A 22,938-nucleotide genomic window follows, 5' to 3' on the forward strand; every position below is an offset into this window, starting at 1 on the left:
TTTATACTTTAAAATTAATGCATAAAAGTCACAAATCCAAACAAGTTCTTAACTTACCCTTCGGCTACTTCGGCATGGTATTAGGGACTATTGGCATGGGTTTCGCCTGGCGTTACGCCAGCACCCTCTGGCCGGTTTCCCGCTGGCCGGGTGAGATTCTGGTGTCGCTTGCCACTCTGATCTGGTTTTTGCTGACCCTGGCTTTCATCACCCGCGCCGTGCGTTTCCCGCAGAGCGTGCTGGTGGAGATGCGCCACCCGGTGATGAGCAGTTTTGTCAGCCTGTTTCCGGCCACCACGATGCTGGTGGCGATTGGTTTTGTCCCCTGGTGTCGTCCCGTTTCGCTGGTGCTGTTTGGCATTGGCGTAGTGGTGCAGCTGAATTATGCCGCCTGGCAAAGCGCCGGATTGTGGCGGGGAAAACACCCTGAAGAGGCCACCACGCCGGGTCTGTATCTCCCGACCGTCGCCAATAACTTTATCAGCGCGATGGCCTGCGGTGCGCTCGGGTTCCACGATGCGGGGCTGGTGTTTTTAGGCGCTGGGGTTTTCTCGTGGCTGAGCCTCGAACCGGTGATTTTGCAGCGCTTGCGCAGCGCCGGTGAACTGCCGACGGCACTCAGAACGTCGCTCGGCATTCAGCTGGCGCCCGCACTGGTGGCCTGCAGCGCCTGGTTTAGCGTCAACGGCGGCGAGGCGGATACCTTCGCCAAAATGCTGTTTGGCTACGGCCTTTTGCAGCTGCTGTTTATGCTGCGCCTGATGCCCTGGTATCTCTCCCAGCCGTTTAACGCCTCTTTCTGGAGCTTCTCGTTCGGCGTCTCCGCGCTCGCGACCACCGGGCTGCATCTTGGGCAGAGCAGTCCGTCGGGCTTTTTTCACGCCATCGCGGTTCCGCTGTTTATTTTTACCAACGCCATCATTGCGCTCCTGCTGGTGCGCACCTTCATTTTACTGGTGCAGGGAAAGCTTTTAGTTCGTTCAGATAAAGCCACACTTATGCACGCTGAGGAAAAGAAATGACTCACTTTGATGAAAACTACTTTACCGAAAAATATGGCCTGACCCGCACCCACTCGGAGGTGCTCTACAGCGCCGGGATTGTCAAACCGGGCAAAACCCTGGATCTGGGCTGCGGCAATGGCCGCAACAGCCTGTATCTGGCGGCGAATGGCTACGACGTCACCGCCTGGGATAAAAACCCGATGGGCATCGATAACATCGAGCGCATCAAGGCGGAAGAAGGGATTCACAATTTGCAGGCGTCGGTTCAGGATCTGAACAGCCTGAGCTTCGACGGTGAGTACGATTTTATTCTCTCGACCGTGGTGATGATGTTCCTGGAAGCCAAAACCATTCCGGGACTGATTGCCAACATGCAGCGCTGCACCGTGCCTGGCGGTTACAACCTGATTGTGGCGGCGATGGATACGGAAGATTACCCGTGCACCGTCGGGTTCCCGTTCGCGTTCAAAAGCGGCGAACTGAGCCGCTATTACGAAGGCTGGGAGCTGCTGAAATATAACGAAGACGTCGGGGAGTTACACCGCACCGACGCCAACGGAAACCGCATCAAATTGCGTTTCGCCACTATGCTGGCGCGCAAACCGGCCTAACGGGCGGCCAGCAGGCAGAGTTGCAGGGCCGTTTTGTAGGACGCCTCGAACGACGACAGTGGCAGGAACTCAAATTTTGAGTGGAAGTTATGCGCGCCGGTGAAGAAGTTCGGGGTCAGCAGGCCTTTTGCCGACAGAGCTGCACCGTCGGTACCACCGCGCATTGGCGTCGGTTTTGGCGTGATGCCGAGGGATTCCATCGCCTCAAACATCAGGTCGATGGCGCGGCGATCTTCGCCAATCGCATTGCTGATATTGCTGTAGGTGTCTTCGATGTGATGCTCGACGCGGGCGGTGGGGTGCTGCCCGGCAATTTTGCGCGCGACGTCGGCGATCTGCTGTTTGCGCGCGGCGAAACTGGCGGTGTCGAAATCACGGATATTGGCTTTGAGCACCGCTTCGTTTTGTCCGGCCTGAATACCGTTGAACCAGATATACCCCTCGCGCCCCTCGGTGCATTCCGGGGTCTCCTGACGGTCGAAATGGCTGATGAAATCCATCGCCATCAGCAGCGGATTGACCAGCACGCCTTTCGCCGACATCGGGTGGGCGGTCACGCCGGTGAAGCGGATTTCTGCCGCGGCGGCGTTAAAGTTCTCGTACACGATCTCGCCAATTTCGCAGCAGTCGATGGTCCAGGCGAAATCGACGTCGAAGCGTTTCAGATCCAGCGCTTTCGCGCCGCACAGACCAATCTCTTCATCCGGCACAAAGGCGACCACGATATCCCCGTGCTGATGCTCCGCCGTCAGGTTTTCCAGCACCGTCATCACCACCGTCACGGCGGCTTTATTATCTGCGCCTAATACGCTGGTCCCGTCGCTGAAAATAATCTCTTCGTCAGGGTAAGCCAGTATTTCCGGATGCTCTTTTACGCGTAACCAGATCTGTTTCTCTTTATTCAGACAGAGGTCTTCTCCTGCAAATCTTAATATTTGTGGATGAATATCCGGTGATAATCCGACGTCTACCGTATCGATATGGGTAATAAATCCGATGCGCGGCGCGCCGCTGACCGTGCCTTTTTTGACGGCGGTAACGGTGGCGAATTCGTCGATCACGATGTCGCTCAACCCCAGTGATTCCAGCTCCTTAGCCAGTTCGCGCGCCATCTCGTGCTGGCCCGGCGTGGAAGGGAGCGTTTTGCTTTTCGGATCGCTCTGACTGGTGATGGCCAGATAGCGATAAAAGCGTTGGGTTAATTGACTGGAGAGTGAGTTCGCCATAGTGATTCCTTCTTTATTTGTATTATCAGGTGTTTGCATAATCACTTTAATGGTATTTGTGTATCGGCAAAAGAATTAATTAGCCGTCGAATAAAAAGACAGGAAAATGCGATGAACAGCAAACTGACAAAATTAACCCTGGCCATTGCCGCATTAACGGTAAGTTCCACCGTGGCGGCAAAAACACTGGTGTATTGCTCGGAAGGATCGCCGGAAAATTTTAACCCTCAGCTTTACACCTCTGGCACCAGCGTGGATGCCAGCGCGGTCCCGGTCTATAACCGACTGGTGGATTTTAAACCTGGCACCACGGAGCTGGTGCCAAGCTTGGCCGAAAGCTGGGACGTGAGTGAAGACGGCAAGGTTTACACCTTCCATCTGCGCAAAGGCGTGAAATTCCAGAGCAACAAATTCTACAAGCCGACGCGCGACTTCAACGCCGATGACGTGATCTTCTCCTTCATGCGGCAGAAAGACGTCAATCACCCGTACCACAACGTCTCGAACGGCAGCTATTCCAACTTTGAAAGCCTTGAATTTGGCAGCCTGATCACCGCCATCGACAAGGTGGACGACCACACCGTGCGCTTTACGCTCGCGCACCCGGAAGCGCCGTTTGTGGCGGATTTGGCCTGGTATTTTGCCTCGATCCTCTCAGCAGAATACGCCGACGCGATGCTTAAAGCGGGCACGCCGGAAAAGGTGGATATGGACCCGATCGGCACCGGGCCGTTTAAGCTGACGCAGTACCAGAAAGATTCACGCATCCTCTTCACCGCGTTCCCGGAATACTGGCAGGGCAAGTCGAAGCTCGACCGGCTGGTGTTCAGCATCACCCCGGACGCCAGCGTGCGCTTTGCCAAAATCGAGAAAAACGAGTGTCAGGTGATGCCGTTCCCGAATCCGGCGGATCTGCCGCGCATGAAGGCCAACAAAGATATCAACCTGATGAGCAAAGCGGGGCTGAACACCGGTTTCCTGGCGTTTAACACCCAGAAACCGCCGCTGGATAATGTGAAAGTGCGTCAGGCCCTGGCGATGGCGATCAACAAACCGGCGATCATCGATGCCGTATTCCACGGCACCGGCACCGCGGCGAAAAATCTGCTGCCGCCGGGCGTCTGGAGCGCGGATAGTGAGCTGAAGGATTACGACTACGATCCGGAAAAAGCCAAAGCACTGCTTAAGGAAGCCGGGTTCGCCGACGGCGTGAGCATCGAGCTGTGGGCGATGCCGGTGCAGCGCCCTTATAACCCGAACGCCAAACGGATGGCCGAAATGATTCAGGCCGACTGGGCGAAAATCGGCGTGCAGGCAAAAATCGTCACCTATGAGTGGGGCGAATACCTCAAGCGCGTGAAGGGCGGTGAACACCAGGCGGCGCTGATGGGCTGGACCACAGCGACGGGCGATCCGGATAACTTCTTCGGCCCGCTGTTTACCTGTACCTCAGCCAACGGCGGCTCGAACTCGGCGAAATGGTGTTATCAGCCGTTTGATAAAATCATCAACGAAGCAAAATCGATAACCGATCACGATAAACGCGTGGCGCTGTACAAAGAGGCGCAGCAGATGATGCACGATCAAATGCCCGCGGTGATGATTGCCCACTCCACCATTTTTGAGCCGGTGAGAAAAGAGGTGACGGGCTACGAAATCGATCCGTTCGGCAAACATCTGTTCTGGCAGGTGGATATTAAATAACCATAAAATCACTGCCCGTAACTATTACGGGCAGTCTGTTTTCTGAATTGTGCGTCGAGCACCTTTTTTGTCACAACAGACCCCTGATACTTTTGCTATAACTTCATATGCATATCTGCACATAACAGGGATCCACAACCATGCGTACTCAGACTTTTTTTAAAGTTGCAGCGCTTACCGGCCTGCTGGCATTAGCCGGCTGTGCGTCCAAAGTGGCGCAACCCGATCAGTTCTCGGGCTTTTTGAAAGATTATTCAGGCTTGCAGCAAACAACGTCAGCGACCGGCAAACCGACGCTGCGCTGGGTCGATCCATCCTACAACCCGTCTAATTACGACAGTATTGTCTGGAATCCAATTACCTATTATCCAACGCCTAAACCTTCCACCCAGATAGGGCAAAAAACCCTCGATGGGCTGCTGACTTATGCTAACAATAAAATGAAACCTGCCATCGGTTCCCGTAAACCGCTGGTGGCGACGCCAGGGCCACGTAGCCTGATTTTCCGCGGCGCGATTACCGGTGTGAGTTCGAAAGAAGAAGGGTTGCAGTTCTATGAAGTGGTCCCTGTTGCCTTAGTCGTTGCCGGTACGCAAATGGCGACCGGACATCGCACCATGGATACTCATCTCTTCTTTGAAGGTGAGTTGATTGATGCGGCAACGGGCAAACCTGTTGTTAAAGTCGTTCGTAAAGGCGAAGGGAAAGAGCTCAATAACGAAAGCACGCCGATGGCGATGTCGAACCTGACACACGTTATCGATGACATGGCGACAGATGCCACCATGTTTGACGTGAAGAAAAAATAATGCCCGTACCGGCGGTATCCACCGCCGGTTTTTTTACGCCGTCCGCAGTCGCTTAAACCAGGTTTCTGGTTTCGTGAACATCACCATATTTCCCGTCAGAATCAGCAGCAATCCTGCCACGGCATTCATGTGCCAGACGTAGCCTTCGTACACCGTTGAAATCGACAGCGCGACCAGCGGAAACAGCAGCGTGCTATAAGCCGCTTTGCCAGCCCCGATGCGCCCGACCAGCGTAAAGTACACGCCAAAGGCAATGACCGAGCCGAAGATCGCCAGGTACAGCAGGGCACCGATGTAGCTCACCGTCCACTGCGGCATAAAGTTGTCGCCGCGAATCAGCGCAATCGCGCCCATCACCAGCGTGCCGTACATCATCGCCCAGGCGTTGGTGGTCATGGTTTCCAGGCCGTTACGCTGATGTCGCAGGCTGATCATATTTCCCAGCGAGAAACCGTAGGTCCCGAGCGCCGACAGGCCGATGCCGAGGAGCAGTTCATGGCTCCAGCCGCTCGCCAGCAGATCGTCCCAGAAGAGGGTGATGATCCCCAGCAGGCCCAGCGCCGCTGCGGTCCAGAAACGCGCCGGTGGACGCTGACCAAAGAAGATAAAGCTGTTAATGGCGTTATACAGCACCGCCATTGAGAAAATGACCGACTCAAGACCGGTATTGATAAACTTCGCTGCCGTGTAAAAACACCAGAAGTTAAAGCAGAACACGCAGCAGCCCTGAATCATGCAGAACAGATGATCGCGCAGGACCATTTTACGCAGGCGTCTCAGCGCCAGCAGAACCAGCATCATGGTGGCGCTCGCCACGGCAAAGCGCCAGAAGATGGACACCGGCGCGGCGACCGGTCCTTGTTGCAGGAAAATCGCAATCCAGGTGGTTCCCCAGATCACCACCACCAGCCCATACAAAAATGCGTTCATTTTTCTCTCTTATCTAAGCGCAAAAGAGCAGTGTGACCTGGCTTACGCGCGCCTGCTTTCAGCACCTTGCGGCAGACTTGCAAATTCTTGCGCTTTTTTCTTGCCTCATCTCTGGTATCAGGCGGCAACACTTCTTAGACTGTCTCTCTGTTTACTTGCCAGCTACCGGTTATGTCTCGCGCTTACGACACCTTTGAAACTCTTCGCCAACAGAATGCCGTGCTGCGGGAGACGGTCGCCCTCAATTCGGGCATCCAGCTGGCGGCGTGGTACAACAAGCACGATACGGTGACGGTCAAAAGCAATCATCACACCCTGAGCCTGTACGTGGCGGACGGCTATGAGAGCTACCACAAAACCGCCAGCGGCTGGAAAAACGGCGGTGGCCCGGATCGTTTCTGCCTGATGCCAAAAGAGAGCGAGTCGAGCTGGGATATCCGCGACGATTTGTCCTTTGTGCATCTGTATTGCACCGACGAGCATCTGCGTGAACTGGGTGAGAAAATCTGGGACAAAAGCCCGGCCGGGATTTCACTGGACGAAAAAACCTTCGCCAGCGATCCCAAAATTGCCATGCTCTATCGCCAGTTTTTGCTCGGCTGCGACTGGCAGCAGCAGGCCAATCAGCTGACCCTCAGCACCGCCAGCACCCTGTTGCTGACCCATCTGATCCAGAACTACTCCAGCGTGCAGTGGAAGCTGCCGGTGGTGACGGGCGGTCTCTCGCCGTTTGTGCTGCGCAATGTGCTGGAGTACGTCGACAACCATCTCTCAGAGCCCTTAACTCTCGCGGAACTGGCGGCAGTGGCAGCACTGAGCGAATACCATTTCGCGCGGATGTTCCGCCAGTCGATGAACATGGCGCCGCATCAGTATGTGATGCAGCAGCGCATGGACAAGGCAAAACAGCTGGTGCAGTTCACTCAGCAGCCGTTGACGGACATCGCGCTGGCCTGCGGGTTTAGCTCGGCCAGCCATTTCAGTAATCGCTTTAAAGCCACTATCGGATTAACGCCTTCGCAGCTACGCGCGGCGAAAGCGTGACAACACGGCGAAGCAGATTCCGCCCGCGATAAGCCCCCAGAACGCCGACCCAATCCCCAGCAACGTTACGCCGCTGGCGGTCACCAGAAAGGTGACGATCGCCGCGTCGCGCTCCGTCTCATGCTGCAGCGCCTGAAACAGACTGCCGCTAATGGTCCCAAGCAGCGCCAGCCCGGCCAGCGTCTGGATCCAGCTGAGCGGCAGCGCCGCCATCAGGGCAGTAAACGAACCGCCAAAAATCCCCGCCAGCAGATAAAACACGCCCGCCGCGGCCGCCGCCATCCAGCGTTTATCGGCGTCCGGATGGGCGTCAGGGCTTTGGCAGATCGCGGCGGTAATGGCGGCGATGCAGATGGAGTAGACGCCAAACGGCGAGAACAGCAGGGCCAGCGCGCCGGTAAAGATGATCAGCGGTGAAACGGCCACCGGATAACCGGAGGCTTTCATGGTGGCGAAGCCGGGGGCGTTTTGGGAGGCCATCGTCACCAGGAAGAAGGGCAGACCAATACTGACGAGCGTGGTAAAGGTAAATTTTGGCGCGATAAATTCAGGCATCACCAGATTAAATGCCAGATTGTCCGTGACAACGTCACCTCCCGCCCAGGCCGTGACGCTCCCGACCAGCAGTGTGGCGACAATCGCATAGCGCGGCGCAAAGGCTTTTGCAATCAGCCACGCCAGCAGCATGCTGCCGCACAGCAGGAAATGCTCCTCAAGATTAATGAATGCCTGCAGGCCAAAGCGCAGCAGCACACCCGCGAGCATCGCCGCCGCCAGGGTGTGGGGGATGATTTTCATCAGCCGGGCAAAGAGTCCCGTCACGCCACAAAGCAAAATTAGCGCATTGGCGAAGATAAAAATGCCGATGGTTTCGGCGAGCGTCACCCCCTGCAAACTGGTGGCAAGCAGCGCTGCGCCGGGCGTAGACCAGGCGGTGAGCACCGGGGATTTGTACCACAGGGAAAGGGCGAGCGTGCTCACCCCCATGCCCAGCCCGAGCGCGGTCATCCAGCCGGCTATCTGATGGGGCGTGGCCCCTGCGGCGGCAGCGGCCTGCCAGATAATGGCGGCAGAGCTGGCGTAGCCCACCAGCACGGCGACGAAACCGGCCAGCACCGCCGGGAAGAGTGAGGAGGAAGGGCGCATGAAAACTCCGTTGTGCGTTATAGCGTCCGGAGGAATGTAGCACTGTGCGCTATAGCGTACAAGTGGTACACTTCGCCGCAACGGGAGGATCTATGAATATCACTCAACATCTTGCTTCAACGCTGAAAAACGAGCGTCAGGCGCGCGGCTGGAGCTTATCGAAGCTCGCCGACGAGACGGGCGTGTCGAAAGCAATGCTCGGGCAGATCGAGCGCAACGAGTCCAGCCCGACGGTCTCGACCCTGTGGAAAATCGCCACCGGTCTGAACGTCCCTTTTTCCGCATTCATCACGCCGCAAGCCGATCCTCAGCCAGTATTTGACCCCCAGCAGCAGGCGATGGTAGTCAAGCCACTTTTCCCGTGGGATGAGCAGCTTAAGTTTGATCACTTTTCCATTACTCTCGCGCCCGGCGCGCTCAGCGAATCGTCGCCGCACGAAGCGGGAGTCATTGAACACGTGGTGGTGATAAGCGGTGAGCTGGAGATGTGTCTCGACGGCGTCTGGCACACCCTCTCGGCGGATTCCGGCGTGCGTTTCGCGGGCGACAAACCCCACGCCTATCGCAACAGCAGCGGCCAGACGGTGCACTTTCATTCGCTGATCCATTATCCCCGTTAAAGGTACGCAAAACGGTTTCGCTGTCGTAGACTTCTGACTACAATAGCCGCCATTTTGACCATAACGGATAACGACGAAGTATGCGCCTGCAATCCCATCATCTTGAACTCTTAAGCCCAGCCCGTGACGCCTCTATTGCCCGCGAGGCAATTCTGCACGGTGCGGACGCGGTCTATATCGGCGGTCCTGGCTTTGGCGCTCGCCATAACGCCAGCAACAGCCTGAGCGATATCGCCGGGCTGGTGCCATTTGCCCACCGCTATGGTGCAAAGGTGTTCGTGACCCTGAACACCATTCTTCATGATGATGAACTTGAGCCTGCCCAGCGTCTGATCACCGACCTCTACCAGACCGGCGTTGATGCCCTGATCGTTCAGGACATGGGCGTGCTGGAGCTGGATATTCCGCCGATTGAACTGCACGCCAGCACCCAGTGCGATATCCGTACCGTCGAAAAAGCGAAATTCCTCTCAGACGTTGGCTTTACCCAGATTGTGCTGGCGCGTGAGCTGAATCTGAACCAGATCCGCGATATTCACCAGGCGACCGACGCCACCATCGAATTCTTCATCCACGGCGCGCTTTGCGTGGCGTACTCCGGGCAGTGCAACATTTCCCACGCCCAGACCGGGCGCAGCGCCAACCGTGGCGACTGCTCTCAGGCGTGCCGTCTGCCGTACACCCTGAAAGACGATCAGGGCCGCGTCGTGGCGTTCGAAAAACACCTCCTGTCGATGAAAGACAACGACCAGACCGCCAACCTGGCTCAGCTGATCGACGCGGGCGTGCGCTCCTTCAAAATTGAAGGACGCTACAAAGATATGAGCTACGTGAAGAACATCACGGCGCACTATCGTCAGATGCTGGATGCGATCATTGAAGATCGCGGCGATCTGGCACGCGCCTCTGCCGGGCGCACCGAGCACTTCTTCATTCCGTCTACCGATAAAACCTTCCACCGCGGCAGCACGGATTACTTCGTCAATGCGCGCAAAGGCGATATTGGCGCGTTCGACTCGCCGAAGTTTATCGGTCTGCCGGTAGGTGAAGTGCTGAAAGTCTCCAGAGAGCACCTTGATGTGAAAGTGACGGAGCCGCTGGCGAACGGCGACGGTCTGAATGTGATGATCAAGCGTGAAATTGTTGGCTTCCGCGCCAATACGGTGGAGAAAACCGGCGAAGACCAGTATCGCGTCTGGCCGAACGAAATGCCTGCCGATCTGTATAAGGCGCGTCCGAACGCGGCGCTCAATCGTAACCTGGACCACAACTGGCAGCAGGCGCTGCTGAAAACCTCCAGCGAACGTCGCATCGCCGTGGATATTGAACTGGGCGGGTGGGAAGAGCAGCTGATCCTGACCATGACCAGCGAAGATGGCGTGAGCGTGACTCATACCCTGGACGGACAGTTTGAAGAGGCCAACAACGCCGAGAAAGCGCTGAACAGCCTGAAAGACGGTGTGGCGAAGCTCGGGCAGACCATTTATTACGCGCGCGATATTCAGGTGAATTTACCTGCGGCGCTGTTTGTGCCGAACAGCCTGCTGAACCAGTTCCGCCGCGAAACGGCAGAGATGCTCGATGAAGCGCGCCTGGCAAACTATCCTCGCGGCAGCCGCAAAGCGGTTTCCGTGCCTGCGCCGGTCTATCCTGATACGCACTTGTCGTTCCTGGCGAACGTCTATAACCACAAAGCGCGGGCGTTTTACCATCGTTACGGCGTGCAACTGATTGATGCCGCGTATGAAGCGCACGAAGAGAAGGGCGATGTGCCGGTGATGATCACCAAACACTGCCTGCGCTTTGCCTTTAACCTCTGTCCAAAACAGGCGAAAGGCAGCATCAAAAGCTGGAAAGCGACCCCGATGCAGCTGGTCAATGGCGACGAAGTGCTGACCCTGAAATTTGACTGCCGTCCGTGCGAAATGCATGTCATCGGCAAGATGAAAAATCATATCTTCAAGATGCCACAGCCGGGAAGCGTGGTGGCCTCTGTCAGCCCTGACGAGCTGATGAAAACCCTGCCGAAGCGCAAAGGCGCTTAATCACTGAAAATGGGTATCCGGTTTGCGCGATTTCTGCCAGGAATGGTGCTCGCGCAAACCCTCCGCTGACTCCTCCGCAACACTTCTCAGTTCGTCGCTGTCCGCGCTATGGCGCAGCTGGTGGTCGGCGTTCTGCACCCACAGATATTCATGCCACTTATGACCGGCCATTAATTGACCAGAAAATAAAGCACAGGTTAACAGTATGAATACTAAAGATGATTTAACCATTTTGTTACCGCCTGTTCACAAGTTGCGGCCATAATGCCAATAGTTACGTCTTGTTATTATTCGCAAATTAAAACTATCGCAAATAAATTGTCAGTTTTTGCGGCGTGTTGGCGTCAAGTCCAAATATAGACCCCTGATTTAGCCTCTAAATTCTGGTGGTTGTCATTTTGAGGGGATAATACGGCTGGGCATTTAAGATGAATCCGATATAATATTCTTTTGACTATGGACTAAGTCGAGTAGTAAATGAATAAAGTCATCACTCTTTCCACACTGTGTATTGCCGCGGTTGCGACAGCTTATATCAGTTACGCTTCCTTCCTCGATAAACCAGAATATCTGCAGGCGGCAGAGACCCGCGTTGGATCCTATCTGACCAGTGATTACGGGCACGTCTCCTGCAACAGCACCAAAATGACAGACCAGCAGTGGCGACTCGATTGCCACAACAAAATGAAAGGGAAAAGCTTCGAATACTCAGTCTATCCCGCAGAGCAAGCGCCTTACGCCGTCTCAAGGCCATTCTATCTGGAGGCCGTTAACGATAACGCCATTCAGAGCGCCAGACAGGGATTGATGCAGTATCTGCAAATTAATACTGAAACGACAAATATTCAGTCCTGACGGAAAACTGCGCCATTGGTTTAATATTCGTTTACCTTACGAATGTTAGGTTTAATGTCGATCCGCATCCGTCAGGGAATGACGGAACGTAGATACCAAAATACAAATCTATCCATGCAAGCATTTACCGCCAGTTTATGGCGGTTTTTTTTGCTTTAGATTCAGGGTATTTCTGCCAGGCGATGGCCTGATATAAATTGTTTTCGGTACTGCGCGGGAGACATATTGTACTGCTGGCGGAAATGGTGGCGTAAGGTCGCCGAATGACCCAATCCGGTCTGCTCAGCGATGCTGTCGATACTTAAGCGGCTGGTTTCCAGATACTCTTTTGCCCGCAGAAGCCGCTCCGTCAGCAACCAGCGCGCGGGCGTGGTCCCGGTGGCGCTGGCAAAGCGACGCAGGAAGGTGCGCTCACTCATTCCCACGCGCCGGGCCAGAGAACTGACCGTGTGATTGACCGCCAGCTGCTGGTGCAGGAAATCAAACAGCTGTCCAAAGCGCTGGCTTTCGCGCAGCACCGCCACCGGGCGGCTGATCTTCTGGGTTTGCCCCCCATCGCGGTGGGGCGGGATGACCAGACGACGCGCAACACAGTTTGCGGCCTCGGTTCCATAGTCACGGCGTACCACGTGCAGACAGAGGTCGATCCCCGCGGCACTGCCCGCTGAAGTCAAAATCGTTCCTTCATCCTGGTACAGCACATCCTCGATCACCTTAATGGCCGGGAAACGCGTCTTCAGCGTCTGCGTGTAGCGCCAGTGCGTCGTGGCTTTGCGCCCGTCGAGCACCCCTGCGGCAGCGAGGACGAACACGCCGGAGCAGATCGAGAGCAGATGGCAGCCGCGCCGATGAGCGCTGCGTAGCGCCTCGCATAATGCAGGCGGAACCGCTTCTTCCACGCCGCGCCAGCCGGGAACCACAATCAGGCTGGCCTGTTCAAGGAGCGTCAGATCGCCGTCGGCCACCATCCTAATCCCGCCGGTGGCCCGCAGTTCACCCTCATCGACGGCAGCAATGCCAAAGCGATACCACTCATCGCCCATCTCCGGGCGCGGCAGGCCAAAAACTTCCACCGCCACGCCAAACTCGAAGGTGCACAGGCCGTCATATGCCAGGACCACCACCAGCGGGCGCGATGTTTGTCGTAAGTTTGTCATCATTTTGCTGTTTTCTGGCATAACCGCAGGCATTCACTGACTGAATTTTTGGATAACGTACTGTTAACACAAACGCCAAACTGGAGAAAGCACCATGAGTTACGTCACTGAATTTCCCGCCGCCGACCCGCAGGAGTCCGTTGCCCATTTTCTGCGCCGCCTGAGCGTTGAAACCGACTGTGCCGACGTGCACCACGCGCTGGCAAATCATCAGCAGGATTTCGTTTTGCTGCACGTGGTGGGCCGCCCGGAGCAATTTGCCCGCCGTCATCTGCCGGGGGCTGTCCATTTACCCTGGTCAGCAATGACTGCCGAAACCATGGCGCAATGGCCGCAGGACACGCTGTTCGTGGTCTATTGTGCCGGGCCACACTGCAACGGCGCGGATCGGGCGGCACTAAAGCTCTCTCGCCTGGGTCTGCCGGTCAAAATCATGATCGGCGGCATCACCGGCTGGGAAGATGAAAACTTCGCTTTTGCCAGTGAGGATTAAGTCAAAGATGAATTAAATTCATCATGCATGAAATTTTCTCGTTTGCTGCAACGCAGAGGTTATGACATCTTTTTGGACATATAGCCATCCAGAAGTCTAAATGTTCAATTTATGAATTATCACTGTGGGCAATCAATTGCCGGCAGCAAAGGAGAGAATCATGCAGCGACAACACGCCCCGTACCGTGCCGATGTGGTAGGCAGCTTTTTACGCCCTGATGCGATTAAACAGGCGCGACTGCAGTTTGCCAGCGGGGAGATTGACGCCGGTCAGCTGCGCGCCGTTGAAAACGACGCGATCCGCCAGGTGGTTGAGCAGCAGTGCGCCTGCGGCCTGCACGTGGTGACGGACGGGGAGTTCCGCCGCGCCTGGTGGCACTTCGACTTCTTCGACGGTTTACAGGGCGTGGAGCGTTACGACTCAAATCAGGGCATCCAGTTCAACGGTGTACAGACCAAAGCCCACGGCGTGCGCGTCACCGGCAAACTGGGCTTTGGCGACCACCCGATGCTGGAAGATTTCCGCTATCTGAAAAGCATTAGCGGCAACGCCCAGCCGAAAATGACCATTCCCAGCCCGAGCGTGCTGCATTTCCGCGGCGGGCGTAAAGACATCGACGCGACGGTTTACCCGGATCTGGACGCCTATTTCGACGATCTGGCGACCACCTGGCGCGATGCGATCCATGCATTCTATGAAGCAGGCTGCCGCTATCTGCAGCTGGACGACACGGTCTGGGCCTATCTCTGCTCCGACGATCAGCGCCGCCAGATCGCCGAGCGCGGTGACGACGCGGACCAGCTGGCGCGCACCTATGCCCGCGTGCTGAACAAAGCGCTGGAAGGCAAACCGGAGGATCTGACCATCGGCCTGCACGTCTGTCGCGGCAACTTCCGATCCACCTGGATTTCAGAAGGCGGCTACGAGCCGGTGGCCGAAGTGCTCTTCGGTTCCGTGAACGTGGATGCTTTCTTCCTCGAGTACGACAACGACCGCAGCGGGGATTTCGCGCCGCTACGCTTCGTTCGTCCGGGCAAACAGCAGGTGGTGCTGGGCCTGATCACCACCAAAAACGGCGAGCTGGAGAACCCGGAAGGGGTGAAAGCGCGTCTGGAAGAGGCGGCACAATACGTGGCGAAAGAGCAGATTTGCCTCAGCCCGCAGTGCGGTTTTGCCTCAACGGAAGAGGGCAACAGCCTGAGCGAAACCCAGCAGTGGGACAAAGTCCGTCTGGTGACGCAGATCGCTGACGAAGTCTGGTAATTTTTCGGGCACAACGTTGCACTTTATTAATGCAGCGCTGTGCCATGTTGAGTCGTTCCCCGCCCTAAACCGCATTTACACCCCTGATATTGCACCGTTTTCCATTCTGGCATCCTTTTTGCTCTCCTGAAGCTGACACGTTTGATTCTGCGTCCACATGGTTACGGACGTTTTCGCACAGCTTTCTTTTCAGGAGTGAAAATATGCATCGTCGTACCTTAATCAAAGCTTTCGCGCTGTCGGCCTCCGTTGTGGCAATGGGGATGAGTTTTGGCGTCCAGGCCGCCGAGACGATCAAAATCGGCATCATGCACTCGCTCTCCGGGACGATGGCGATCTCTGAAACGCCGCTGAAAGACGTGGCGCTGATGACCATTGACGAAATCAACGCCAAAGGTGGCGTGCTGGGTAAACAGCTCGAACCGGTGGTGGTCGACCCCGCCTCGAACTGGCCGCTGTTCGCCGAAAAAGCCCGCCAGCTGTTGAGCCAGGATAAGGTCGCGGCGGTGTTTGGCTGCTGGACTTCCGTCTCGCGCAAATCGGTCCTGCCGGTCTTCGAGGAGCTGAATGGCCTGCTGTTCTACCCGGTGCAGTATGAGGGCGAAGAGATGTCGCCGAACGTGTTCTACACCGGCGCGGCGCCGAATCAGCAGGCGATCCCGGCGGTGGAATATTTGATGGGCGAAGACGGCGGGAACGCGAAACGCTTCTTCCTGCTTGGGACGGATTACGTTTATCCGCGCACCACCAACAAAATTCTGCGTGCGTTCCTCCATTCCAAAGGTGTGCAGGACAAAGATATCGAAGAGGTCTACACCCCGTTTGGTCACAGCGATTACCAGACCATTGTCGCCAATATCAAAAAATTCTCCGCGGGCGGCAAAACGGCGGTGGTCTCCACCATCAACGGCGACTCCAACGTGCCTTTCTATAAAGAGCTGGCCAACCAGGGCGTAAAAGCCACGGATGTGCCGGTCGTCGCCTTCTCCGTCGGCGAAGAAGAGCTGCGCGGGATCGACGCCAAACCGCTGGTCGGCAACCTCGCCGCCTGGAACTACTTCGAATCTGTCGATAACCCAACCAACCAGACCTTCGTGGCGGCCTACAAAGCCTACGCGAAAGCGCACAAACTGCCGAACGCCGACACCGTCGTAACTAACGATCCGATGGAAGCGACCTACGTGGGCATCCACATGTGGGCGCAGGCCGTGGAGAAAGCCGGGACCACCGACGTGGACAAAGTGCGCGCCGCGATGGCCGGTCAATCCTTCAAAGCCCCGTCAGGGTTCACGCTGACCATGGACGCCACCAACCACCATCTGCATAAGCCGGTGATGATTGGTGAAATCGAAGGTAACGGTCAGTTCAACGTCGTCTGGCAGACCGAAGAGACCGTCCGCGCCCAGCCGTGGAGCCCGTTCATTCAGGGTAACGACAAAAAACCTGACCAGCCGATGAAAACCGCCAGTAACTAAGCCTTAATCGCACGGAGAAAAGCCATGAGCGTAATGCGAATGTTTGTCGCAATAGTCTGGCTTGCCGGTCTGCTGCCAGGGATGGCGCAGGCGTCGGATGCGGACACCTTTGTCGCCGCAAGCCGCAGCCAGCAAACCGCACTGCTGGAAAAGTGGGCTGTCGCCCCGGATGAGAAGCGTCTGCCGCTGTTGCAGGCGCTGCAAAAAGAGAATCTGTTTGCCGACGGACAGAAGCACGCTTTTGCCCGCGTGAAGGGGGAAATGGTGGCGCTGGGGGATTCGCCGACGGCGGAGGGCGACCCGAAAGCGGTGCGCCTGACCAACCGCCTGCGGGTGCTGGCCTCTGCGGCGCTGGCGACGCATCAGCTTGCAAGTGACAACGTCACACAACGCAAGGGCGCAGCGCTCCAGTTACAGCGCGATGCCACACCTGAAATGCTGAATATGTTGCAGCAGCGTCTGCAGGTGGAGAAGGACGAGGGCGTGCGTCAGGCGCTGGAAGTGGCGCTGGCCAATTTACAGCTCGTCAGCCCCATCGCGGAGGTGCGTTTGCAGGCCATCGAACTGTTAGCGCACTCATCCGATCCCGAAACGCAGACCCGGCTGTTGCCCTTCACCCAGGCGCAAACCGAACCCGACGCCCGCGTGCGCGAGGCGGCGGAAAACAGTCTCAGCAAAATCCAGCATCGACTGCTGGTAAGCGATCTGCTGGGGCAGGCGTTTATGGGACTGTCGCTGGGGTCTGTCCTGCTACTGGCGGCGCTGGGGCTTGCGATCACCTACGGTCTGCTCGGGGTAATCAATATGGCCCACGGCGAAATGCTGATGCTCGGGGCGTACAGCACCTGGATGGTCCAGCAGGCGATGGCGCAGTTTATGCCTCAGTGGCTGGCGTTCTATCCGGTGGTGGCGCTGCCGGTGGCGTTTATCGTGACCGCCGGTATTGGGATGGCGCTGGAGCGCACCATTATTCGCCATCTCTACGGTCGTCCGCTGGAGACGCTGCTCGCCACCTGGGGCATCAGCCTGATGCTGATCCAGATCGTGCGCATGACCTTTGGCGCACAAAACCTGGAAGTGGCTAACCCGGCGTGGCTCTCGGGCGGCGTGCAGGTCTTTGCCAATCTGATCCTGCCGTGGAACCGCATTGTGGTGCTGGGGTTTGTGCTGCTGGTGCTGTTCTTCACCTGGCTGATTCTCAACAAAACCCGGCTGGGGCTGAACGTGCGGGCGGTGACGCAAAACCGCAGCATGGCCGCCTGCTGCGGCGTGCCGACCGGTCGCGTCGATATGCTGGCGTTTGGTCTGGGCTCGGGAATTGCGGGGTTAGGCGGCGTGGCGCTGTCGCAGCTTGGCAACGTCGGGCCGGAGCTCGGTCAGGGCTACATCATTGATTCGTTCCTGGTGGTGGTGCTGGGCGGCGTCGGACAGCTGGCCGGCAGCGTGGCGGCAGCGTTTGGCCTCGGGATCTTCAACAAAATTCTCGAACCGCAGATGGGTGCCGTGCTCGGCAAAATTTTGATTCTGGTGGCGATTATTCTGTTCATTCAGAAACGCCCGCAGGGACTCTTTGCGCTTAAAGGGAGGGTGACAGACTGATGAGCCAGCCGCTGACGTTAACTCTGGCGCGTAAAGCGCCGCGCGTGACCCAACTGTTTGGCAGCCTGATCCTTGCCATTCTGCTGGTCCTGCCGTTTCTGGCGCTGCTTCCGGCCAGCCACCCGCTGGCGGTTTCTACCTGGATGCTGACGCTGGTCGGTAAAATCCTCTGCTATGCCATCGTCGCCGTGGCCCTCGATCTGGTGTGGGGCTACGCCGGGATGCTGTCGCTCGGACACGGGATTTTCTTCGCCCTTGGCGGCTATGCGATGGGGATGTACCTGATGCGTCAGGCGTCGGGCGACAGTCTCCCGGCGTTTATGTCGTTTCTCTCCTGGAGTGAACTGCCGTGGTTCTGGTGGGGCACCCAGCATTTCGCGTGGGCGATGCTGCTGGTGGTGATGATCCCCGGCCTGCTGGCGCTGGTGTTCGGCTGGTTTGCCTTTCGCTCGAAAATCAAAGGGGTCTACTTTTCGATCATGACCCAGGCGCTGACCTACGCAGGAATGCTGCTGTTCTTTCGCAACGAAACCGGCTTTGGCGGCAACAACGGGTTTACCGGTTTTACCACGCTGCTGGGCTTTTCGGTGACGGCGACAACAACGCGTATCGCGCTGTTTCTGGCGACCGTCGCGCTGCTGGTGGCCACGCTGGCGATCGGCTTCGCGCTGGCGAAAAGCAAATTTGGCCGCATCCTGACGGCAGTGCGCGATGCGGAAAACCGGCTGACGTTTTGCGGCTACGATCCGCGTGGTTTCAAACTGCTGGTGTGGACGCTTTCCGCTGTGCTGTGCGGGCTGGCCGGGGCGCTGTACGTCCCGCAGGTGGGGATAATCAACCCCGGTGAAATGTCGCCGACCAACTCTATTGAGGCCGCTATCTGGGTCGCGCTCGGCGGGCGCGGCACCCTGGTCGGCCCGGTGATAGGCGCGGCGCTGGTCAACGGCGCGAAAAGCTACTTCACCGTGGCGATGCCGGAGTACTGGCAGCTGTTTCTCGGGCTGATTTTCATCGCCGTCACGCTCTTTTTACCGCGCGGCGTCTACGGACTGTTTCGTAAGGGAGAGAAATAATGCAGCCAGCCGAAGGACTTTTTACCCGCCAGTTGCCCGGCGATCGCTATCGCGATCAGACCGACCCGGTGCTTCAGCTGGAGTCGATTAACGTCAATTTCGACGGTTTTCAGGCGCTGACCGATCTGTCGCTGAACATCGGCGTCGGCGAGTTACGCTGCGTGATCGGCCCCAATGGGGCCGGAAAAACCACGCTGATGGACGTGATCACCGGCAAAACGCGCCCCCAGAGCGGGCGGGCGATTTACGACCAGTCCATCGATCTTATGGAGCTGGATCCCGCGGCAATTGCGCGTCAGGGCATCGGGCGTAAGTTCCAGAAACCCACGGTGTTTGAAGCGCTGACGGTATGGGAAAACCTCGAGCTGGCGATGAAAGGCGATAAGTCCGTGTGGGCCAGTCTGCGCGCGCGATTAACCTCGGAGCAGAGCGATCGTATCAGCGAGATGTTAACCCTCCTGCGCCTGAGCGCCGAGCGCGACCGTTGCGCCGGAATGCTCTCCCACGGGCAAAAACAGTTTCTGGAAATCGGCATGCTGTTGGTGCAGGAGCCGCATTTGCTGCTGCTCGATGAGCCCGCCGCCGGGATGACCGACGCGGAAACCGAATATTCGGCGGAACTGTTTCGCCAGCTTGCCGGGAAACACTCGCTGATGGTGGTGGAGCACGATATGGGCTTTGTCGAAACCATCGCCGATCACGTCACCGTTTTGCATCAGGGCCGGGTGCTGGCGGAGGGCTCGCTGAGGGAAGTGCAGGCCAACGAGCAGGTGATCGAAGTCTATCTGGGACGCTAAGGAGCCGTCATGCTACAGGTGAACGAACTGAATCAATATTACGGCGGCAGCCACATTTTGCGCGGCGTGAGCTTCGATGCGCCGGGCGGAGAAGTGACCTGTCTGCTCGGGCGTAACGGCGTGGGGAAAACCACGCTGCTGAAATGCCTGATGGGGCTGATTCCGGCGCGCAGCGGGGAGATCGTCTGGCAGGGCAAAACCATCACCCACGCAAAACCGCACCACCGGGTACAGTCCGGCGTGGCCTATGTTCCGCAGGGGCGCGAGATTTTTCCGCGTCTGACGGTAGAAGAAAATCTGCTGCTGGGGCTGTCGCGCTTTGCGGCGCGAGAGGCAAAAAGCGTTCCGGAGGATATCTGGCAGCTTTTTCCGGTGCTGAAAGAGATGAAGCACCGCCGCGGGGGCGATCTCTCCGGCGGACAACAGCAGCAGCTGGCGATTGGTCGCGCGCTGGCGAGCCGCCCGCAGCTGTTGATCCTTGATGAGCCAACGGAGGGGATTCAGCCGTCGGTGATTAAGGAGATTGGCCTCGTGATCCGCCAGCTCGCCAGCCGGGGCGATATGGCGATTTTGCTGGTGGAGCAGTTCTATGATTTCGCGGCGGAGCTGGCGGATAACTACCTGCTGATGTCGCGCGGGAGCATCATCCAGCGCGGTCGCGGGGAGAACATGGAGCAGGAGGGCGTTCGCGGCCTGGTGGCGATCTAGGGTTATTGTGTTTTGAAATGTTATACTATAACATTTGCATCCTCATAACATGGAGTGAGGATCGCACTTTGGCTTTACACATTGGAAAATTTGCAATGACTCTGGGGGCGCTGCTGGTCAGCGGCCAACTGTTTGCCCACTCGCACGGCCATCAGATGACCGAAGCGGAACAAAAAGCGGCGAACGGGGTATTTGAAGATAAAGACGTTAAGGACCGTAAGCTTTCCGACTGGGACGGCACCTGGCAGTCGGTTTATCCTTTCCTGCTGGACGGTTCGCTGGATCCGGTTTTTAAAAAGAAAGCTGAAAAAGACCCGAGCAAATCCTTCGACGAGGTGAAAGCTTATTACCGTAAGGGCTACGCCACGGACGTGGAAACCATCGGCATCGAAAACAACGTGATGGAGTTCCACACCGGCAAATCGGTGGCGAGCTGTCAGTACGATTACAGCGGCTATAAGATCCTGACCTACGCATCAGGCAAGAAAGGCGTGCGTTACCTGTTTGAATGTAAAGACGCCAGCTCGAAAGCGCCGAAATTTGTGCAGTTCAGCGACCACACCATCGGCCCGCGCGCCTCGGCGCATTTCCATATCTTTATGGGCAACACCTCGCACGAGGCACTTCTGAAAGAGATGGACAACTGGCCGACCTATTACCCGAACGAGATGTTTAAGAAGCAGGTGGTGGAGGAGATGTTGCACCATTAAGCCGTGTTTTTTGCCGGGTGGCGGCTTCGCCTTACCCGGCCTACGATTTCGACATCTTTTGTAGGCCCGGTAAGCGTAGCGCCACCGGGCATTTAGCCCGCACCGTCGCTTGTTGCCGGGTGGCGGCTTCGCCTTACCCGGCCTACGATTCCGACGTCTTTTGTAGGCCCGGTAAGCGCAGCGCCACCGGGCATTTAGGCCGCACCGCCGCCTGTTGCCGGGTGGCGGCTTCGCCTTACCCGGCCTACGATTCCGACATCTTTTGTAGGCCTGGTAAGCGCAGCGCTACCGGGCATTTCAGACCGCACCAGCCATTACGCCGTTTCCACCCGTTCGGCATAGGGTTCCACGCTCATCCCGCGCAAAATCATCAGCCACGCGACCACAATCGCGACCATCATAATCACAAACAGCGACCAGTGCGGCAGGTGGGTCAGGATCAACCCGGTAATCATCGGGTTCGCCGCCGCCCCCAGCCAGCCGAGCGCCTGTGCGGAGAAATAGCTCGCTTTCATCCCCGGCGGGGCGATGTTATCAATCAGCAGGTATTCACCCGGTGCATAAATAATCTCCCCGATGGTAAACACCGCCGAAGCAATACCCCAGTAGATCAAATTGGTGCCGGAAAGCATAAACCCGCCCAGCCCGAGCAGGAAAAAGAGCGTGCCGATAGCCATGAGCGGGCGAATATTGCTGGCCTTGATTTTACGGCCAATGAAATACTGCAGCGACACCACCATCGCGGCGTTAGCGGGTAGCACCACGGCCACCACTTTTTCGGCGAACTCACTGGTGTAATCCGCCGCCAGCACATACTGAGAAATACAGCTCGCAAACGAGCCGCCCACGTAGGAAGCCAGCAGGCCGGAGAGCGTATACCAGAACAGCGCTTTATCCCGCAGCAAAACCGATGGCTGCCACGGAACGGTGACGTTGTCACTATCCGCCGCAATGCTTTTCTGCACATACATCTGAATAAACACCAGCGGCAGCGCGGCGCAGAAGGCCGCCAGCCAGAACGGCAGCTGCAGGCTGTACATCACCAGCAGCGTGCCAATCGGCGGGCCGATCGTCCAGCCGATGTTCAGAAAACTGTAGTTAAGGGAAAATACGCGCGCTTTCTCGCCCGGCGTCAGCACGTCCGCGAACCAGGCTTTGAGCACCGTCGAGAATACGGAATACGCGCAGTTAATCAGGGCAAAGAACAGCACCACCAGCGTGACATTATTCACCAGCGGGATCGCCACGAAACCGGCGATAAACGCCAGTATCGACAACATCATGTAGCGCTTTTTGTCGAACTTGTCCGCCAGGATGCCAAAGCCCATGCTGAACACCACGCCAATCGTCAGGGCGATGGTCAGGGCATAGCCGATGTTCGCGACGCTCATCTGATAAACGCGCGTGAGATAGATGGTCATAAAGGGCAGCGTCGCGCCACGGCCGATGGTTAATAACAACGACGAAGCCAGCAACGCTGCGGTTGAGCGCCTGAGTGATGATTTCATTTTCCTGTCCGACATATGCTTATGCTTTTTTTATGTCTCAATGATTATCACGCCATCAGGGGGGTTGTATACCACCCAATTTTTCCATCAGTGCTTTGTCTGATTGGCAGAATGAATGATCTTTTCCTCCTTCGTTTTTTTCGTTACCTTGAATCTGTTT

General features: G+C 57.0%; 22 protein-coding genes. 16 read left to right on the forward strand and 6 right to left on the reverse strand.

Annotated elements, in window-relative coordinates; all coding sequences use genetic code 11:
- The first annotated feature begins 17 nt into the window (after positions 1–17).
- Together tehA and tehB are read left to right on the forward strand one after the other, a co-directional pair.
- Positions 18–1,022 (forward strand): dicarboxylate transporter/tellurite-resistance protein TehA, encoded by a 1,005-nt coding sequence (tehA, locus tag U9O48_RS11200; RefSeq protein ID WP_324724331.1) that lies wholly within the window; start codon positions 18–20, stop codon positions 1,020–1,022.
- The gene (tehB, locus tag U9O48_RS11205) at positions 1,019–1,615 is read left to right on the forward strand and encodes a tellurite resistance methyltransferase TehB (protein WP_324724332.1); all 597 of its coding nucleotides are present in this window, start codon (positions 1,019–1,021) and stop codon (positions 1,613–1,615) included. The genes tehA and tehB overlap by 4 nt, the downstream gene beginning before the upstream one ends.
- Here the strand turns inward: tehB and pepT are convergent.
- Positions 1,612–2,841 carry a peptidase T gene (pepT, locus tag U9O48_RS11210; RefSeq protein WP_324724333.1) on the reverse strand — a complete coding sequence of 410 codons (1,230 nt, stop codon included), beginning with the start codon at positions 2,839–2,841 and terminating at the stop codon, positions 1,612–1,614. The two genes, tehB and pepT, sit on opposite strands and share 4 nt — an antisense overlap.
- Before the next feature lie 111 nt (positions 2,842–2,952).
- Here pepT and U9O48_RS11215 point away from each other — a divergent pair, with 111 nt between their 5' ends.
- Together U9O48_RS11215 and U9O48_RS11220 are read left to right on the forward strand one after the other, a co-directional pair.
- Positions 2,953–4,545: an ABC transporter substrate-binding protein gene (locus U9O48_RS11215; protein ID WP_285150467.1), complete on the forward strand. Its 1,593-nt coding sequence runs from the start codon at positions 2,953–2,955 to the stop codon at positions 4,543–4,545.
- 140 nt (positions 4,546–4,685) lie between these two features.
- Complete coding sequence (locus U9O48_RS11220; protein ID WP_285150468.1) at positions 4,686–5,354, forward strand: DUF3313 domain-containing protein; 669 nt, start codon at positions 4,686–4,688, stop codon at positions 5,352–5,354.
- A gap of 33 nt (positions 5,355–5,387) precedes the next feature.
- Here the strand turns inward: U9O48_RS11220 and U9O48_RS11225 are convergent, their stop codons facing one another.
- Positions 5,388–6,284, reverse strand: coding sequence for a DMT family transporter (locus tag U9O48_RS11225; protein WP_282493114.1), 897 nt, complete (start codon positions 6,282–6,284; stop codon positions 5,388–5,390).
- Positions 6,285–6,455: 171 nt separating this feature from the next.
- Between U9O48_RS11225 and U9O48_RS11230 the strand changes: the two genes are divergently transcribed.
- The gene (locus U9O48_RS11230) at positions 6,456–7,328 is read left to right on the forward strand and encodes a helix-turn-helix transcriptional regulator (protein ID WP_282493113.1); all 873 of its coding nucleotides are present in this window, start codon (positions 6,456–6,458) and stop codon (positions 7,326–7,328) included.
- Here U9O48_RS11230 and U9O48_RS11235 read toward each other — a convergent pair.
- Positions 7,308–8,474, reverse strand: coding sequence for a benzoate/H(+) symporter BenE family transporter (locus U9O48_RS11235; RefSeq protein WP_324724334.1), 1,167 nt, complete (start codon positions 8,472–8,474; stop codon positions 7,308–7,310). The genes U9O48_RS11230 and U9O48_RS11235 overlap by 21 nt on opposite strands.
- A gap of 92 nt (positions 8,475–8,566) precedes the next feature.
- On the opposite strand from U9O48_RS11235, the gene U9O48_RS11240 reads away from it, so the two are divergent.
- Both U9O48_RS11240 and U9O48_RS11245 read left to right on the forward strand, forming a co-directional pair.
- On the forward strand, positions 8,567–9,094 hold the full coding sequence (locus U9O48_RS11240; RefSeq protein WP_324724335.1) for an XRE family transcriptional regulator: 528 nt from the start codon (positions 8,567–8,569) through the stop codon (positions 9,092–9,094).
- A gap of 80 nt (positions 9,095–9,174) precedes the next feature.
- Complete coding sequence (locus tag U9O48_RS11245) at positions 9,175–11,139, forward strand: U32 family peptidase (protein ID WP_324724336.1); 1,965 nt, start codon at positions 9,175–9,177, stop codon at positions 11,137–11,139.
- Here the strand turns inward: U9O48_RS11245 and U9O48_RS11250 are convergent, their stop codons facing one another.
- The gene (locus U9O48_RS11250) at positions 11,140–11,370 is read right to left on the reverse strand and encodes a DUF2554 family protein (RefSeq protein WP_324724337.1); all 231 of its coding nucleotides are present in this window, start codon (positions 11,368–11,370) and stop codon (positions 11,140–11,142) included.
- A gap of 246 nt (positions 11,371–11,616) precedes the next feature.
- Here U9O48_RS11250 and U9O48_RS11255 point away from each other — a divergent pair, with 246 nt between their 5' ends.
- Positions 11,617–11,994, forward strand: a complete 378-nt coding sequence (locus tag U9O48_RS11255; protein ID WP_285144496.1) for a hypothetical protein — start codon at positions 11,617–11,619, stop codon at positions 11,992–11,994.
- A gap of 161 nt (positions 11,995–12,155) precedes the next feature.
- Here the strand turns inward: U9O48_RS11255 and ftrA are convergent, their stop codons facing one another.
- Positions 12,156–13,172, reverse strand: coding sequence for a transcriptional regulator FtrA (gene ftrA, locus U9O48_RS11260; protein ID WP_324724338.1), 1,017 nt, complete (start codon positions 13,170–13,172; stop codon positions 12,156–12,158).
- A 73-nt stretch (positions 13,173–13,245) separates the two neighbouring features.
- Here ftrA and U9O48_RS11265 point away from each other — a divergent pair, with 73 nt between their 5' ends.
- From U9O48_RS11265 to zinT, 8 genes are all read left to right on the forward strand, one after another.
- Positions 13,246–13,644: a rhodanese-like domain-containing protein gene (locus U9O48_RS11265; protein WP_282493106.1), complete on the forward strand. Its 399-nt coding sequence runs from the start codon at positions 13,246–13,248 to the stop codon at positions 13,642–13,644.
- 160 nt (positions 13,645–13,804) lie between these two features.
- The gene (locus U9O48_RS11270) at positions 13,805–14,908 is read left to right on the forward strand and encodes a cobalamin-independent methionine synthase II family protein (RefSeq protein WP_324724339.1); all 1,104 of its coding nucleotides are present in this window, start codon (positions 13,805–13,807) and stop codon (positions 14,906–14,908) included.
- A gap of 203 nt (positions 14,909–15,111) precedes the next feature.
- Positions 15,112–16,383: an urea ABC transporter substrate-binding protein gene (gene urtA, locus U9O48_RS11275; protein WP_285157263.1), complete on the forward strand. Its 1,272-nt coding sequence runs from the start codon at positions 15,112–15,114 to the stop codon at positions 16,381–16,383.
- 24 nt (positions 16,384–16,407) lie between these two features.
- A complete protein-coding gene (gene urtB, locus U9O48_RS11280) occupies positions 16,408–17,982 on the forward strand; it encodes an urea ABC transporter permease subunit UrtB (protein WP_324724340.1) in 1,575 nt (524 codons plus the stop codon).
- On the forward strand, positions 17,982–19,055 hold the full coding sequence (gene urtC, locus U9O48_RS11285) for an urea ABC transporter permease subunit UrtC (RefSeq protein WP_285144492.1): 1,074 nt from the start codon (positions 17,982–17,984) through the stop codon (positions 19,053–19,055). The genes urtB and urtC overlap by 1 nt, the downstream gene beginning before the upstream one ends.
- Positions 19,055–19,852: an urea ABC transporter ATP-binding protein UrtD gene (gene urtD / locus U9O48_RS11290; protein WP_282493101.1), complete on the forward strand. Its 798-nt coding sequence runs from the start codon at positions 19,055–19,057 to the stop codon at positions 19,850–19,852. Before urtC ends, urtD begins: the two co-directional genes overlap by 1 nt.
- Before the next feature lie 9 nt (positions 19,853–19,861).
- Complete coding sequence (gene urtE, locus U9O48_RS11295; RefSeq protein WP_285144490.1) at positions 19,862–20,560, forward strand: urea ABC transporter ATP-binding subunit UrtE; 699 nt, start codon at positions 19,862–19,864, stop codon at positions 20,558–20,560.
- Positions 20,561–20,628: 68 nt separating this feature from the next.
- Complete coding sequence (zinT, locus tag U9O48_RS11300) at positions 20,629–21,270, forward strand: metal-binding protein ZinT (RefSeq protein WP_282493099.1); 642 nt, start codon at positions 20,629–20,631, stop codon at positions 21,268–21,270.
- 314 nt (positions 21,271–21,584) lie between these two features.
- Here the strand turns inward: zinT and ydeE are convergent, their stop codons facing one another.
- Positions 21,585–22,778: an efflux MFS transporter YdeE gene (ydeE, locus tag U9O48_RS11305; RefSeq protein WP_285144489.1), complete on the reverse strand. Its 1,194-nt coding sequence runs from the start codon at positions 22,776–22,778 to the stop codon at positions 21,585–21,587.
- Positions 22,779–22,938 lie beyond the last annotated feature (160 nt).

The organism is Lelliottia sp. JS-SCA-14, assembly GCF_035593345.1.
Classification (GTDB): domain Bacteria; phylum Pseudomonadota; class Gammaproteobacteria; order Enterobacterales; family Enterobacteriaceae; genus Enterobacter; species Enterobacter wanjuensis.

Excerpts from the sequence above, each read along its gene's own strand:
- tehB (WP_324724332.1), top strand. The coding sequence starts at position 1,019 with ATGACTCACTTTGATGAAAACTACTTTACCGAAAAATATGGCCTGACC.
- pepT (WP_324724333.1), bottom strand. The coding sequence starts at position 2,841 with ATGGCGAACTCACTCTCCAGTCAATTAACCCAACGCTTTTATCGCTAT.
- urtC (WP_285144492.1), top strand. The coding sequence starts at position 17,982 with ATGAGCCAGCCGCTGACGTTAACTCTGGCGCGTAAAGCGCCGCGCGTG.
- urtE (WP_285144490.1), top strand. The coding sequence starts at position 19,862 with ATGCTACAGGTGAACGAACTGAATCAATATTACGGCGGCAGCCACATT.
- tehA (WP_324724331.1), top strand. The coding sequence starts at position 18 with ATGCATAAAAGTCACAAATCCAAACAAGTTCTTAACTTACCCTTCGGC.
- U9O48_RS11235 (WP_324724334.1), bottom strand. The coding sequence starts at position 8,474 with ATGCGCCCTTCCTCCTCACTCTTCCCGGCGGTGCTGGCCGGTTTCGTC.
- U9O48_RS11265 (WP_282493106.1), top strand. The coding sequence starts at position 13,246 with ATGAGTTACGTCACTGAATTTCCCGCCGCCGACCCGCAGGAGTCCGTT.
- U9O48_RS11240 (WP_324724335.1), top strand. The coding sequence starts at position 8,567 with ATGAATATCACTCAACATCTTGCTTCAACGCTGAAAAACGAGCGTCAG.
- U9O48_RS11220 (WP_285150468.1), top strand. The coding sequence starts at position 4,686 with ATGCGTACTCAGACTTTTTTTAAAGTTGCAGCGCTTACCGGCCTGCTG.
- U9O48_RS11270 (WP_324724339.1), top strand. The coding sequence starts at position 13,805 with ATGCAGCGACAACACGCCCCGTACCGTGCCGATGTGGTAGGCAGCTTT.
- ftrA (WP_324724338.1), bottom strand. The coding sequence starts at position 13,172 with ATGCCAGAAAACAGCAAAATGATGACAAACTTACGACAAACATCGCGC.
- U9O48_RS11215 (WP_285150467.1), top strand. The coding sequence starts at position 2,953 with ATGAACAGCAAACTGACAAAATTAACCCTGGCCATTGCCGCATTAACG.
- urtB (WP_324724340.1), top strand. The coding sequence starts at position 16,408 with ATGAGCGTAATGCGAATGTTTGTCGCAATAGTCTGGCTTGCCGGTCTG.
- U9O48_RS11255 (WP_285144496.1), top strand. The coding sequence starts at position 11,617 with ATGAATAAAGTCATCACTCTTTCCACACTGTGTATTGCCGCGGTTGCG.
- U9O48_RS11245 (WP_324724336.1), top strand. The coding sequence starts at position 9,175 with ATGCGCCTGCAATCCCATCATCTTGAACTCTTAAGCCCAGCCCGTGAC.
- U9O48_RS11250 (WP_324724337.1), bottom strand. The coding sequence starts at position 11,370 with ATGGTTAAATCATCTTTAGTATTCATACTGTTAACCTGTGCTTTATTT.
- urtD (WP_282493101.1), top strand. The coding sequence starts at position 19,055 with ATGCAGCCAGCCGAAGGACTTTTTACCCGCCAGTTGCCCGGCGATCGC.
- urtA (WP_285157263.1), top strand. The coding sequence starts at position 15,112 with ATGCATCGTCGTACCTTAATCAAAGCTTTCGCGCTGTCGGCCTCCGTT.
- U9O48_RS11230 (WP_282493113.1), top strand. The coding sequence starts at position 6,456 with ATGTCTCGCGCTTACGACACCTTTGAAACTCTTCGCCAACAGAATGCC.
- U9O48_RS11225 (WP_282493114.1), bottom strand. The coding sequence starts at position 6,284 with ATGAACGCATTTTTGTATGGGCTGGTGGTGGTGATCTGGGGAACCACC.
- ydeE (WP_285144489.1), bottom strand. The coding sequence starts at position 22,778 with ATGAAATCATCACTCAGGCGCTCAACCGCAGCGTTGCTGGCTTCGTCG.